We start from the raw sequence: 13,549 nt of genomic DNA, 5'->3' as shown, positions 1-13,549 counted from the left end.
TCGTGCGCACCGACTTCGACCCGGACGCCGTGGGAGCCCGCGGCGTCTACAAGCTCCTGACCGCGGTGATCGTGCCGCGCGCGATCGCCTGGGTGGTGTCGCGCTCGGCCGAGGGCGTCGACAACCTCGCACCGCACTCGTTCTTCACCGTGGCGAGCACCGACCCGCCGATCGTGCAGTTCACGTCGGTGGGGGAGAAGGACTCGCTGCGCAACGTCCAGGCCACCGAGGAGTTCACGGTCTGCCTGACGCCCGAGCCGCTGCTCGAGCACATCAACGCGACCGCCACCGACTTCCCGTCGCACGAGAGCGAGATCGACGCGACCGGCCTGACCCGCGAGCCGTCGCTGCACGTGAAGACGCCGCGGATCGCCGAGTCACCGGTGGCGTTGGAATGCCGTCTCGAGCGCACCCTCGAGGTGGGCAACTGCACGCTCGTGCTCGGCCGGGTCGTGCACGTCGCGGTGTCCGACGACGTGCTCGTCGACGGGAAGCCCGACGCCCGGCGGCTCGCGCCGCTCGCGCGTCTCGGGGGCGACGAGTGGTCGACGATCGGCGAGGTCGTCGCGACCCCGCGGATCCGCTACAGCGACTGGCCCGGTCACTTCTCCGGCGAGTCGTCCAGCAGCTGAGCCCCTGCCGGGGAGGCGAGGGCCTGCAGGCGCCCGCGTGGGTCGGCGACGAGGCGCCGGGTGGTGTGGTCGAGCAGGCCCATCGTCCCGGTGATCGTCGCGGCGACGACGTCCCCGCGGCGCAGCTCGATGTCCATCCGGAACGTCTTGCCCTGCCCGAAGCGCAGGTCGAGCAGGACGTCGACCTCGTCGCCGGCACGCAGTTCGGCGAGGAACCGCACGGTCGTCTCGAGGATGACCGGCCCGAGGCCGGCGTTCGTCAGGTCGGCGATCTCGATGCCGAGGTCGCGCAGGGTCTCGGTGCGGCCGTGCTCGCCGTACTGGTGGTAGACGGCGTGGTTGACGTGCCCGTTGGCGTCGCACTCGTAGCCGCGCACCGTCACCGTCGTCGAGAACACCCGGTCTCCTCCTGCCGCCCGTGATCGTCGCGATCGTGGCAGGGTGCCCCCGTGCGCATCGGGATGGGGTTGAACTACAGCGGCGGGTTCGAGGAGACGGTCGCGGAGCTCGCCGAGCACGAGGCGGCGGGGCTCGACATCGCGTTCGTGCCCGAGGCGTACAGCTTCGACGCGGTGAGCCAGCTCGGCTTCGTCGCCGCGCGCACGAGCCGGCTCGAGATCGCCTCGGGCATCCTGCAGATCTACACCCGCACGCCGTCGCTGACGGCCATGACCGCCGCGGGCCTCGACTACGTCTCCGGCGGGCGCTTCACGCTCGGCATCGGGGCGTCGGGGCCGCAGGTCATCGAGGGCTTCCACGGCGTGCGCTACGACGCCCCGCTGGGCCGCACCCGCGAGATCGTCGACATCTGCCGGCAGGTCTGGCGCCGCGAGAAGGTGCAGCACTCGGGGAAGTACTACGACATCCCCCTGCCCGCCGACCAGGGCACCGGGCTGGGCAAGCCGCTGAAGATCATCAATCACCCGGTGCGCGACCGGATCCCGATCGTCCTCGCCGCGATCGGCCCGAAGAACGTGGCGCTGACCGCCGAGATCGCCGAGGGCTGGCTGCCGATCCTCTTCGTGCCCGAGCGCGCCCACGAGGTGTGGGGCGAGTCGCTGGAGGCCGGCACGGCGAAGCGCGACCCCGCGCTCGGCCCGCTGCAGACCTACCTGCAGGCCTCCCTGTGCATCACCGAGGACGCCGACACCGCGCAGCAGATGCTCGACGGCATGCGCCCGTTCGTCGCGCTCTACGTCGGTGGCATGGGCGCCAAGGGCAAAAACTTCTACAACGAGCTCGCCCAGCGCTACGGCTACGAGGAGGAGGCCGCGAAGGTCCAGGACCTCTACCTCGACGGCAAGAAGGACGAGGCCGCCGCGGCCGTGCCCGAGGACCTCGTCAAGGCGATGTCGCTGATCGGGCCGCGCTCCTACGTCGCCGAGCGTCTGCAGGCCTTCGCGGACGCGGGCGTCACGACGATCAACGTCACGCCCCTGGCGGGGACACCGGCGGAGCGGGTGTCGTTGGTGGGGCAGGTCAAGGAACTCGCCGCCGATCTGTAGGGGTGCCCGATGCGTGTGTTCGCCGACGTCGATGAGCTGCGGGCTGCCGTGGGGGAGGATCTCGGCACGAGCGAGTGGGTCACCGTCGACCAGCACCGCGTCGACATCTTCGCCGACGCCACCGACGACCATCAGTGGATCCACGTCGACCCCGAGGCCGCCGCGCAGGGCCCGTTCGGGAAGACCGTCGCGCACGGCTTCCTCACCGTCGCCCTCATGCCGAAGTTCGGCTGGGACACCTTCGAGGTGAAGGGGGTGTCGATGACCGTGAACTACGGCCTGAACAAGGTGCGGTTCCCGGCGCCCGTCCCCGTGCCCAGCCGTGTGCGAGGTCACTGCCGCCTGGTGGACGTCACCGACGTGCCGAACGGTGTGCAGGCCACCATCGGGGGGACGGTGGAGATCGAGGGGTGGCCCAAGCCGGCGTGCGTCGCCGAGGTCATCCTGCGGTACGCGCTCTAGAGGAGGTCCTTGCCGTGGTCGATGCGGTGATCTGTGAGCCCCTGCGGACGCCGGTGGGCGGGTTCGGGGGTGCGCTGCGCGACGTGGCGCCCCAGGAACTGGGGGCGACGGTGATCCGCGAGCTCGTGGCGCGGACCGGTCTGAACGCCGAGGACGTCGACGACGTCGCGTTCGGGCACTGCTACCCGACGATGGACGCGCCGGCGATCGGCCGCGTGGCGGCGCTGGACGCGGGCCTCGAGGTGACGGTGCCGGGCATCCAGGTGGACCGGCGCTGCGGGTCGGGGCTGCAGGCGGTGCTCTACGCGGCGATGGCGGTGCAGACCGGCGGGGCGTCGCTGGTGCTCGCCGGGGGCGCGGAGTCGATGTCCGGCGCGACCTACTACAGCCAGGCGCCCCGGTGGGGGACCAAGGCCGGTGGGTTCTCGATGAAGGACGCTCTCGCCGAAGGGCGTGTGCACGCCGGCGGGCGGAACCACCCGGTGTGGGGCGGGATGATCGAGACCGCCGAGAACGTGCGCCAGCGGTACTCGATCGGCCGCGAGGAGCAGGACCGCCTCGCGGTGCGCTCGCACGAGAAGGCGACCGCGGCGGTCAAGGACGGCCGGTTCGCCGACGAGCTGGTGCCGGTGACGGTGCCGGGGCGCAAGTCGGACACGATCGTCGACGCCGACGAGCACATCCGCCCGGACGCGTCGCTGGAGTCGCTGGAGAAGCTGCGCCCGATCATGGGCAAGCAGGACCCGGACGCGACGGTCACGGCGGGCAACGCCTCGGGGCAGAACGACGGCGCCGCGGTGTGCATCGTGACGACGCCGGAGAAGGCCGCGGAGCTCGGGCTGCTGCCCCTGGCGCGGCTGGTGTCGTGGGGCCTGGCGGGTGTGGGGCCCGAGGTGATGGGGATCGGGCCGGTGCCGGCTTCCGAAGCTGCTCTGTCGCGGGCGGGCCTGACGCTGGCCGACCTGGACATCATCGAGCTGAACGAGGCGTTCGCCGCCCAGGCGCTCGGGGTCGGCCGGGAGTGGGGGATCGACCTCGTCACCGACGAGCGCGTGAACCCGAACGGCTCGGGCATCAGCCTGGGGCACCCGGTCGGCGCCACGGGGGTGCGGATCCTGACGACGATGGTGCGCGAGATGGACCGCCGCGAGGCGCGCTACGGCCTCGAGACGATGTGCATCGGCGGCGGCCAGGGCCTCGCGGCGGTGTTCGAGCGGGTGCGCTGACGCGCAGGTGAGCAGTATGGACGGCTATCGCCGTCCATACTGCTCACGAGCACCTCGTGCACCGCTGGACCTCGCCGTCCCAGCCGAGCTCGCGCATCCGCACGGCGACGAGCGCCGTCGTGGTGCACGGCTCGTGGTGGACCTCCTCCCAGCCGAACACCATGCGAGCACGGTGGGCGAGCTCGGCGGCGTTGTCGCGGGCGCGGTCGATCCGCGCCGTGCGGCTGTCCGCGTGGGCGCGCCACCCGTCGAGACGGACCACCAGGACGCCGAGCGGCAGCGCATAGAGGAGGTCCTCGAAGCGCCACCGTCCCTCCACGATGACGGGGAACTGTCTCGTCGGTGCCGGGAGTCCGTGCGCCCGCTCGACGTCGAGCGCCCAGTCCGTCTCGAGGATCGACCCGACACCGTCGCGCAGGAGCGCGACCGCATCGCGGAGCGGGCGCCGGTAGCGACGGGGACGGCGGAGCTCGATGGCCTTCTCGAGGTCCTCGGCGGCCACCCGGTGGCCCGCGGCCAGGGCGGTGAAGGTGCGCATCGCCTGCCGCGCCGAAGAGGCCTCGACGGCGAGGTCGACGATGGTGTGCGCCTTGCTCACGAGTGGCGGGTCGTCGTCGACGACGATGTGACCGAAGGCGCGGGACCGGTGGATCACCACCCCGTCGCATCCCCGGGCCGACGAGCCGTAGGGCACGGCGACGTGCACCGGCCCCGTCTCGTCCTCACGCCGCAGGCCCAGCACCGCAGCGGCCGACGCGTGACTCAGAGCCGCTGGCCCGGGCACGAACAGCAGCGCCGCCCGCCTCCGCGCCGCGGGCGTCAGCGGGCCGGTGAACGTCGCCAGCACGCCGGGCTTGCGCAGGTTCCAGCGACCACCGGCGATGTGCGCGGCGATCTGGTGGTCTGTCACTCCGTGCTCGTGTGCCTGCCGACGCGTCACTAGGCCGTCCTGCGCCCGCACGAGACGCACCCAGTCCTCGGGATCCTCCATACCGGGTTCGACGCAGCGCCCGGCCCGCCGGATCCGGTGCCTTCGGCAGGTGAGCAGTTTGGACGGCTATAGCCGTCCAAACTGCTCACCTGCGCGCAGCGCACCTCACTTGCCCTGCCAGCGGGGCTCGCGCTTCTCCCGCGCGGCCGCCGCGCCTTCGGCGGCGTCTTCGGTCGCTCCGGCGACGCGGCGCATGGTCTCGCCGAACCGGATCGCCTCGGTCTGGCCGAGGTCCGGGGCCCGGCGCGCCATCTCCTTGATGGCGCGCTGGGCCAACGGTGCGCCGGCGAGCAGACGGTCGGCCAGCGCGCGGGCCTCGGGCATGAGGTCGTCGTGCGCCACGACCCGCGAGACCAGGCCCATCTCGCGCGCCCGCTCGGCGTCGACCCGCTCGCCGGTCAGCAGCAGCTCCATCGCCGGCTGCCAGCCGATGCGCTGCGGCAGGCGGATCGCGCCGACGATCGTCGGGATGCCGAGCCGGACCTCGGGGAAGCCGAACGTGGCGTTCTCGCTGGCGATGACCAGGTCGCACCAGGTCACGAGCGTCAGCCCGTAGCCCAGACAGTGCCCGTTCACCGCGGCGATCACCGGCTTGTAGATCTCCCAGCCGCTCTCGAAGGAGTTCACGGTCGGGCGCTCCCAGAACGAGCCGGGGAAGTCGCCGGCCGGGTTGCCCTCGCCGCGGGCGTCCGCGCCGACGCAGAACGCGCGCCCCTCGCCGGTCACGATCCCGACCCACGCCTCGTCGTCGGCGCGGAACTCGTCGAACGCCTCGTTGAGCCCGGCGCGCATCGCCCCGTCGATGGCGTTGAGCTTCTCCGGGCGGGAGTAGGTGATCGTCGCGACGTGCCCGTCGCGCTCGTAGGTGACGCGCTCGCTCTCCACGACCCGACACCGTAGGGCTCGCGGGACGGAGATCTGTGTTCGTGGAGCGATCGTTCCGCTCAGCGGAGCGCACGCTCCACGCATCCAGATCTTGCGCTCGGCGTTCCGGCGAGGGGCGCCCGCCGCCCGTCTATCCGAGCCAAGGTGCCCTTCGCTCAGAACAGCAAGGACCGGCGCGGACCCCGGGCGGGTGACCCGGCGAGTGTGACGTGCTCGTCGGGGGGACCCGGCTGGCGTTCGTTGCTGTCGCGGGCGCATGCTTGTACGCAGCAACCGATTGTACGGAGCATGCAATGGAATCACCCCGGCTCCCGGCGCCCCCGGGGGTGGACGACCGCTGGCTCGTGTCCGACCGCCTCGGGCACCAGCTCATCCGCGTCATGCGCGCGGTCGAGCGGGCGAAGGCCGGGAAGTCCGTCGGCCCCGACGGGGTCGAGCGCGCCGCGTACGTGCTGCTCGCCCGCCTCGTGCTCGAGGGCCCGCGCCGGTCGAACGCGCTCGCCGAGTCCGTGCACTCGGACCCCTCCACGGTCAGCCGGCAGGTCGCCGGCCTGGTCCGCGCCGGGCTGGTCGAGCGCCGCCCCGATCCCGAGGACGGCCGCGCGACCCTGCTGGCGCCCACCGACGAGGGCCTGCGCGTGTTCCACGCCAACCGCGACCGCCGCAACCGCGAGATCGGCGCCATGACCGAGTACTGGGACGAGGCCGACCGCGTCCGCCTCGTCGAACTGCTCGAGCAGCTGGCCGGCGACCTCGAGGACCACCACGCCCCCACCCCGCCGTCGGCCGCCGTGCGCGGCCAGGAGGCCTCATGAGCACGCCCGCCACCGCGGCGCCCCCCACCACCAGCAGCTCCGGCTTCACCCACCGCCAGATCCTGGTGATCCTGAGCGGGCTGATGCTCGGCATGTTCCTGGCCGCGCTGGACCAGAACATCGTCTCGACGTCGATCCGCACCATCGCCGACGACCTGCAGGGCCTGAACCTCCAGGCGTGGGCGACCACCGCGTACCTGATCACCGCGACGATCACGACGCCGCTCTACGGCAAGCTCTCCGACCTCTACGGGCGCCGACCTTTCTTCCTCATCGCGATCGCGCTGTTCGTCGTCGGCTCGGTGCTGTGCACGATCTCGACGTCGATGTACGAGCTCGCGGCCTTCCGCGCCGTGCAGGGCCTCGGCGCCGGCGGTCTCATGTCGCTGGCCCTGACGATCATCGGCGACATCGTCCCGCCGCGCGAACGTGCCCGCTACCAGGGCTTCTTCCTCGCGGTGTTCGGCACGTCGAGCGTCATCGGCCCGGTCGTCGGCGGCTTCCTGGCCGGTCAGGACGAGATCCTCGGCATCACCGGGTGGCGCTGGGTCTTCCTCGTCAACGTCCCGATCGGCGCCATCGCGTTCCTCGTCGTCTGGAACGTGCTGCGCTTGCCCCACACCCGCCGTGAGCACCGGCTCGACTTCCCCGGCGCCGCCGCGCTGGCCGTCGCCCTGGTGCCGCTGCTGATCGTCGCCGAGCAGGGCCGCGAGTGGGGCTGGGACTCCACCTCGGCGATCGTCTGCTACGCCGTCGGCGCCGTCGGCCTCGTCGCCTTCTACCTCGCCGAGCGGGCGTACGGCGACGACGCGCTGCTGCCGCTGCGCCTGTTCCGCAACGGCGTGTTCAGCCTGACCTCGATCATCGCGATCATCACCGGCATCGGGATGTTCGGCGGTATCGCGATCGTCCCGCAGTACCTGCAGATCGTCACCGGCGCCGACCCGACGCAGGCCGGCCTCCAGATGATCCCGCTGGTCGGCGGGATCATGGTCGCCTCGATCGTCTCCGGTCAGCTGACCAGCCGGACGGGCCGCTACAAGATCTTCCCGGTGATCGGCCTGTTCCTGATGACCGTCGGCATGCTGCTGTTCCACTTCCGGCTGCACGCCGACACCCCGTACTGGGAGATCGCGCTGCTGATGGTCGTGTTCGGCCTCGGGCTCGGGAACTGCATGCAGACCCTCGTGCTCGCGGTGCAGAATGCCGTCCCGGCCAAGGACATGGGCGTCGCGACGGCGTCGGCGACCTTCTTCCGGCAGATGGGCGGCACGCTCGGCGTCGCCGTCTTCCTCTCGGTGCTCTTCTCCACCGTCGGCGACGACATCCGCGACGCCTTCGCCGCCATCGCCCCGACCCCGGGGTTCCGCGCGGCCCTGACCGACCCCGCAGCGCTGGCGAACCCGGCCAACCAGGTCGCGTTCGACCCGGTCACCGGGGCGGCGCAGGTCGCCCAGGACTCGTCGGTCCTGCAGCGGATGGACCCGCGCCTGGCCGAGCCGTACCTGGTCGGGTTCTCGAACGCGATGAACCTCGTGTTCCTCATCGCCGGCTGCGTGATCGCCGTCGGGTTCGTGCTGGTGCTGTTCCTGCGCGAGGTCCCGCTGCGCACGCAGTCAGGCATCCAGGCCCGCGACGCCGAGAGCGCGGCGAGCGACGCCGCCGCACTGAACGCGCCGGCCTCGGCGGCACCCGTGGCCGCCGCCGACTGGGGTCCCCCGGACACCGCGCAGCCCGCGCACGCGGCACCACCGACCGGCCCCACCGTCCGCGGCCGGATCACCGGCACGGGCGGCAGCCCGGTCACCGCGCAGGACGAGGTGACGGTCTCCCTGCACGGGCTCGACGGCGCCCCGGTGCAGCGCACGGGTCTCGGCGACCACGGCGACTACACCCTCGTCGCCCCCGCCTCCGGCACCTACGTGCTCATCGCCGCGTCCCCGCGCCGGCGGCCGTTCGCCGAGCTCGTCACCGTCGACGGCGTGCCCGTGCGCCGCGACGTCGCGCTGGCCCGCGTCGCCACGCTGGTCGGGCGCATCACCGAGGTCGACGGGACGCCCGTGGGCGGCGCCACGGTGACCGTCACCGACGGGGCGGGCGGGGTGGTCGGCGTCCGCCGCAGCGACGCCGACGGCCTCTGGGACGCCGGGGAGATCCAGCCCGGCGGCTACACGCTCACCGTCCTCGCGACCGGCCGGGCGCCGCACGCCACGCGCGTCGAGGTCGGCGACGAGGGCGCCCGCGCCGACGTCACGGTGCCGGCGGCGCGCTACTCGCTCGCCGGCGTGGTCCGCGCCGCGGGCGGGGCGCCGGTGCCGGAGTCGCTGGTGGTGCTCGTCGGCCGCGACGGTGCCGTGGTGGCCTCGGCCGTCACGGGGCCCGACGGCCGGTTCCGCTTCGACGACCTCGCGCCGGGCCGGCACATGCTCACCGCGAGCGGGTTCGCGCCGGTCAGCACGCAGGTCGTCGTCGACGGCAGCGGCACGCCGGGCGTCGACCTGACGGTGACGCCGCCGAGCCCGGCCACGGCGCCGGGGCGCCACGAGGAGCGCAGGGAAGACGCCGACCTCACCCGCACGGCGCGCTGAGGCCGTACGGCCGCCGGAACCGAGGGGTCCCGGCGGCCGGCGGACGTCCTAGCCGACGGTGGCGTTCTTGAGGTCCCCGGCGCGCTTCAGCGACGCCTGGATCTCGGCCTCGGCGTCCGCACGCCCGACCCACGAGGCGCCCTCGACGCTCTTGCCGGGCTCGAGGTCCTTGTAGACCTCGAAGAAGTGCTGGATCTCGAGGCGGTCGTACTCGGAGAGGTGGTGGATGTCGCGCAGGTGCTCCTGGCGGGGGTCGCCCGCCGGCACGCAGAGCACCTTGTCGTCGCCGCCGGCCTCGTCGGTCATGCGGAACATGCCGATCGCGCGCGCCGAGACGAGGCAGCCCGGGAACGTCGGCTCCTGGATGAGGACCAGCGCGTCGAGCGGGTCGCCGTCCTGGCCGAGCGTCTCCTCGATGTAGCCGTAGTCGGCCGGGTACTGCGTGGCCGTGAACAAGGTCCGGTCCAGCCGCAGGCGGCCGGAGGTCTTGTCCATCTCGTACTTGTTGCGGACCCCCTTGGGGATCTCGATCAGTACGTCGAACTCCACGGTGTCGTTCACCGCTCCCTGTGCTCGGTCGTCCGTGTCCGTCGGCCGCGAGTGCTCGGGCGGACCGCCCCGTGGGTCGGCCGAAGGTCCTCGCCCTTCTCTAGTGTGGGGCACCGGCCCGGGTGACCCGGCACACCACCGGGTGACCCGGCTCTCGTCCGGGTGAGGTGAACTGCAGGTGAGGAGGGGTGCGGGGTCGTGAGCGGCGAAGGACACCGCGCGGTCCCCGACGCGCCATCCGCTGTTCGCCGGTGGGGTCTGCGTCTCCTCGGCGTCGCGGTGGTGCTGGCGCTGCTCGCCGGCCTCGTCGTCGGCGTGACGCTGACGACGCCCTCGTTCGCCCGCACCGTGGGCCTGCCCGTGTCGCTGCTCGGCGGCGAGGCCGCCGACCCGCCCGACCCGTCGACCCCGCAGCTCCGGCTCGCGGCGGTGGGTGCCGACGCCCCGGTGCCGACGCAGGCCGGCCTCGCGTCGACGCTCGACGCGCGCGCCGCGGCGCTCGGCGACCTCACCGGCGCCGTCCTCGACCCGGCCACCGGCACCGCGCTCTGGAGCCGCCGCCCCGACGACCCCCAGGTGCCGGCGTCGGTGACCAAGCTGCTCACCAGCTCGGCGGCCCTGCTGCGGCTCGACCCGACGATGCGCCTGACGACGTCGGTCGTCGCCGGCCCGACCCCGGACACGATCGTGCTCGTCGGCGGCGGCGACCCGACGCTGTCGTCGCTGCCCGCCGGGCGCCAGACCGTCTACCCCGACGCCGCCCGGCTCGACGACCTCGTCGCCGCCGTCAACGCCTCGCGGGCCGGTCAGCCGCCGGTCACGCGGGTGCTCGTCGACGTCTCGCACTACGAGAACGGCGGCGGCAACGGCGTCGCCCCCGGCTGGGACCCCACCGACGTCGCCAGCGGCTTCGTCGCGCCGATCGTGCCGGTGATGCTCGACGGCGGGCGCAGCGACCCGACCCTCCTCGACGTGCCCCGCACCGCCACGCCGGCCTCGGACGCCGCCCGCGAGCTCGGCGCCCGCCTCGACCCGGGCGGCGCCGCGCCGACCGTCGCCGTCGGTGTCGCGCCGCCGAACGCGCCGGTACTGGGCCAGGTGCAGTCGCCGCCGGTCACCGAGCTGGTCCGCACGGCGCTGCAGAACTCCGACAACGTGCTCGCCGAGGCCCTCGGCCGCGAGGTCGCGCGTGCCGTCGGGGAGCCCACGACGTTCGACGGCGCCGCGCGGGCGGTCACCCGTGTGCTGGGCGAGGCCCAGATCAACACCACCGGCGTCACGCTCGCCGACACCAGCGGGCTCTCGGTGAACGACCGCGTCCCCGCCACCGCGCTGTCCGGGGTGCTCGCGCCCGCCGCCGCCCCGACCGGCACCGACCCGCGCACCGCCGCCCTGCGCCCCCTGCTCGACGGGCTGCCCGTCGCGGGCGGGGGTGGCACCCTCGCCGAGCGCTACGCCGCCGGCACCCCCAGCGCCGACGGCCGGGGCTGGGTGCGGGCGAAGACCGGGACGCTGACGGCCGCGAACGCGCTCGCCGGCGTGGTCGAGACCGCCGACGGCCGGACGCTCGTCTTCTCGTTCATGAGCAACGGCGTCGACCCGGGCACGGCCCGCCCGAAGCTCGACGCCCTGGCGGCGGCGCTGCACGACTGCGGGTGCCGCTGAGGCCGGCCCTCCCGGGTCGAGCTCCGCAGCCTCCGTCGCCCGCGACGTACGGTGGAGCGGTGTCCGTCGACCTGACCTCCGCGCCCCGCGGCACGGGGCTGCCCGTCGACCGGGACCTCGCGATCGCCACCGGCACGCGCCTAGTGCCCGCGGGGCCCGTGGTCTCGCCCGCGGAGGCCGCCGCCGAGGTGGCCCGCCTGCGCGACGGCGCCCGGATCTCCGAGCAGCACGTCCGCGCGCTCACCGGGATGGGCGCCGGGCTGCCGGTCCCCGAGGCCGACGTCGTCGACCGTCCCGGGTGGATCCGCTCCGCCGTGGACGGCATCTCCGCGCTGCTGGCCGACGCACCGCTGCCCGGGCCGCCCGACGGGATCGTCGGGAGCACGGTCGGGCGCGTGACGCGCTCGGCGGCCGGGCTGCAGATGGGCACGCTGCTGGCGTTCCTCGGCAGCCGGGTGCTCGGGCAGTACGACCCGTTCGGGGGCCCGGAGCAGGCCGGTCGCCTGCTGCTCGTGGCGCCCAACGTCGTCGCCGCGCGCCAGGCGCTCGACGTCGACGGCGACGACTTCGCGCTCTGGGTGTGCCTGCACGAGGCCACCCACCGGCTGCAGTTCACCGCCGTCGACTGGCTGCGCGACCACTTCCAGAGCGAGGTCGCGGCCTTCGCCGGTGGGTTCGACCGGTCCGCCTCCGGGACCGTCGACCGCCTCCCCGAGATCCTCAAGGCGATCCGCCGGGAGCCGCCGCGTGACGGGATGGCGCTGGTCGAGATGTTCCAGGGCCCCGAGCAGCGCGCCGTCCTCGACCGCCTGCTCGCCCTGACCACCCTGCTCGAGGGCCACGCCGAGCACGTCATGGACGAGGTCGGGCCGGGCGTCGTGCCGTCGGTCGCGACGATCCGGGCGCGCTTCACCCACCGCCGTCGCGGCGGGAGCCTCGTCGACCGGCTCCTGCGCACACTGCTCGGCGTCGACGCGAAGATCCGCCAGTACGAGCAGGGCCGCGTGTTCGTCGACCACGTCGTCGCCCGCGTCGGCCTCGACGGGCTCAACGCGGTGTGGACGTCGCCGGACACCCTGCCCCTGCGCGCCGAGATCACCGACCCGGACGCCTGGCTCGCCCGCGTCCACGGCTGAGGACCGCGGTGCGCGCGCCGGAACCGGTCGCCGAGGTCCGGCGCGCGGTGCGCGAGGCGTTGGAGGCTCGCCCCGAGGGAACGAACGGAGCTTTCGCTGCTTCCGAGGCAGCGACAGCGCCGTTCGTTCGTCACGGGAGCGGCGGTGAGGGCGGCGACGCGGTGATCGTCGCGTGCTCCGGCGGCGCGGACTCCCTCGCGCTCGCCGCGGCGACGGTGCACGTCGCGCCCGGTGAGGTGCACGCGGTCGTCGTCGACCACCGCCTGCAGGACGGCTCCGCGGAGCGCGCGCAGCGGGTGGCGGAGCAGCTGCGCGGGCTCGGTGTGACGAGCGCCGAGGTCGTCGCCGTCGGGGTCGGGACCGCGGGCGGGCCCGAGGCGGCCGCGCGCTCGGCCCGGTACGCGGCGCTGCGGACGGCGTCGGGGGCCCATGGCGGCGCGCCGGTGCTGCTCGGGCACACGCTCGACGACCAGGCGGAGACGGTGCTGCTCGGGCTCGGCCGCGGCTCGGGGGCGCGCTCGCTCGCGGGCATGGCGTGCTGGGACCCGCCGTGGTGCCGCCCGCTGCTCGGGGTGCGGCGGGCGACGACCCGGGCGGCGTGCGCGGCGCTCGGACTCGCGGTGTGGGACGACCCTCACAACGCCGATCCGCGTTACGCCCGCGTGCGCCTGCGCCACGAGGTCCTGCCGGTGCTCGAGGACGCGCTCGGCGGCGGTGTCGCACCCGCCCTCGCGCGCACGGCGGCCCAGCTCGCCGACGACGACGCGGCGCTCTCCGCGCTGGCCGAGGGCCGTCTGGAGGTGCTCACCGACGCCGACGGGTCGCTCGACGCGGTGGTCCTCGCCGGGGATCCGCCGGCCGTGCGCCGGCGGGTGCTGCGCGCCTGGCTGACCGCCGCGGGGGCCCGGGAGCTCTCCGACGCCCATGTTCGTGCTGTGGACAGCGTCGTCGCCCAGTGGCGCGGGCAGGGGGTGCCACCCCTCCCCGGCGAGTTGGTGGTGGTGCGGGACCGTGGCAGGCTCCGGGTGCTCGTGGGCCCCCGCAACGACCAGAGGGCCCCGGCCCGTCCCGCCGGGCCGTCCCCGATCCGGTGAG

The 13,549-nt window shown here is 74.0% G+C and carries 13 protein-coding genes; 9 read left to right on the top strand and 4 right to left on the bottom strand.

Annotated features, from left to right (window positions below; all coding sequences use genetic code 11):
• Positions 1–2: 2 nt before the first annotated feature.
• Positions 3–632, top strand: coding sequence for a flavin reductase family protein (locus EV188_RS09205; protein WP_133825925.1), 630 nt, complete (start codon positions 3–5; stop codon positions 630–632).
• On the opposite strand, the gene EV188_RS09200 is transcribed toward EV188_RS09205, so the two are convergent.
• Complete coding sequence (locus EV188_RS09200; RefSeq protein WP_133825924.1) at positions 602–1,030, bottom strand: acyl-CoA thioesterase; 429 nt, start codon at positions 1,028–1,030, stop codon at positions 602–604. The genes EV188_RS09205 and EV188_RS09200 overlap by 31 nt on opposite strands.
• A gap of 51 nt (positions 1,031–1,081) precedes the next feature.
• Between EV188_RS09200 and EV188_RS09195 the strand changes: the two genes are divergently transcribed.
• Genes EV188_RS09195 through EV188_RS09185 form a run of 3 tightly spaced genes read left to right on the top strand, consistent with a single transcriptional unit; the run spans position 1,082 to position 3,825 of the window.
• Positions 1,082–2,137: an LLM class F420-dependent oxidoreductase gene (locus tag EV188_RS09195; protein WP_166659796.1), complete on the top strand. Its 1,056-nt coding sequence runs from the start codon at positions 1,082–1,084 to the stop codon at positions 2,135–2,137.
• A gap of 9 nt (positions 2,138–2,146) precedes the next feature.
• On the top strand, positions 2,147–2,599 hold the full coding sequence (locus tag EV188_RS09190; protein WP_133825923.1) for a MaoC family dehydratase: 453 nt from the start codon (positions 2,147–2,149) through the stop codon (positions 2,597–2,599).
• 14 nt (positions 2,600–2,613) lie between these two features.
• Positions 2,614–3,825: an acetyl-CoA C-acetyltransferase gene (locus tag EV188_RS09185; protein ID WP_133825922.1), complete on the top strand. Its 1,212-nt coding sequence runs from the start codon at positions 2,614–2,616 to the stop codon at positions 3,823–3,825.
• Between the two features lie 43 nt (positions 3,826–3,868).
• Here EV188_RS09185 and EV188_RS09180 read toward each other — a convergent pair whose 3' ends face one another.
• Together EV188_RS09180 and EV188_RS09175 are read right to left on the bottom strand one after the other, a co-directional pair.
• On the bottom strand, positions 3,869–4,735 hold the full coding sequence (locus EV188_RS09180) for a hypothetical protein (protein ID WP_243741570.1): 867 nt from the start codon (positions 4,733–4,735) through the stop codon (positions 3,869–3,871).
• A 186-nt stretch (positions 4,736–4,921) separates the two neighbouring features.
• Positions 4,922–5,701, bottom strand: coding sequence for an enoyl-CoA hydratase/isomerase family protein (locus tag EV188_RS09175; RefSeq protein WP_243741569.1), 780 nt, complete (start codon positions 5,699–5,701; stop codon positions 4,922–4,924).
• A 293-nt stretch (positions 5,702–5,994) separates the two neighbouring features.
• Between EV188_RS09175 and EV188_RS09170 the strand changes: the two genes are divergently transcribed.
• Both EV188_RS09170 and EV188_RS09165 read left to right on the top strand, forming a co-directional pair.
• Positions 5,995–6,516 (top strand): MarR family winged helix-turn-helix transcriptional regulator, encoded by a 522-nt coding sequence (locus EV188_RS09170; protein ID WP_133825919.1) that lies wholly within the window; start codon positions 5,995–5,997, stop codon positions 6,514–6,516.
• Entirely contained in the window at positions 6,513–9,104 is a 2,592-nt protein-coding gene (locus tag EV188_RS09165; protein ID WP_133825918.1) for an MFS transporter, read from the top strand. The genes EV188_RS09170 and EV188_RS09165 overlap by 4 nt, the downstream gene beginning before the upstream one ends.
• 48 nt (positions 9,105–9,152) lie before the next feature.
• Here the strand turns inward: EV188_RS09165 and EV188_RS09160 are convergent, their stop codons facing one another.
• Entirely contained in the window at positions 9,153–9,653 is a 501-nt protein-coding gene (locus EV188_RS09160) for an inorganic diphosphatase (RefSeq protein WP_133826332.1), read from the bottom strand.
• Positions 9,654–9,851: 198 nt separating this feature from the next.
• Here EV188_RS09160 and dacB point away from each other — a divergent pair, with 198 nt between their 5' ends.
• From dacB to tilS, 3 genes are read left to right on the top strand one after another with little or no spacing between them, the layout of a single operon-like run.
• A complete protein-coding gene (gene dacB / locus EV188_RS09155) occupies positions 9,852–11,318 on the top strand; it encodes a D-alanyl-D-alanine carboxypeptidase/D-alanyl-D-alanine endopeptidase (RefSeq protein ID WP_133825917.1) in 1,467 nt (488 codons plus the stop codon).
• A gap of 59 nt (positions 11,319–11,377) precedes the next feature.
• Positions 11,378–12,454, top strand: coding sequence for a zinc-dependent metalloprotease (locus EV188_RS09150; protein WP_133825916.1), 1,077 nt, complete (start codon positions 11,378–11,380; stop codon positions 12,452–12,454).
• A gap of 8 nt (positions 12,455–12,462) precedes the next feature.
• Positions 12,463–13,548 carry a tRNA lysidine(34) synthetase TilS gene (tilS, locus tag EV188_RS09145; RefSeq protein WP_166659795.1) on the top strand — a complete coding sequence of 362 codons (1,086 nt, stop codon included), beginning with the start codon at positions 12,463–12,465 and terminating at the stop codon, positions 13,546–13,548.
• The last annotated feature ends 1 nt before the right edge of the window (position 13,549 follow it).

This window comes from Actinomycetospora succinea, assembly GCF_004363095.1.
Lineage (GTDB): Bacteria > Actinomycetota > Actinomycetes > Mycobacteriales > Pseudonocardiaceae > Actinomycetospora > Actinomycetospora succinea.
The sequence above is the reverse complement of the archived record's forward strand: the minus strand, read 5'-3'. Positions and strand labels throughout refer to the sequence as shown.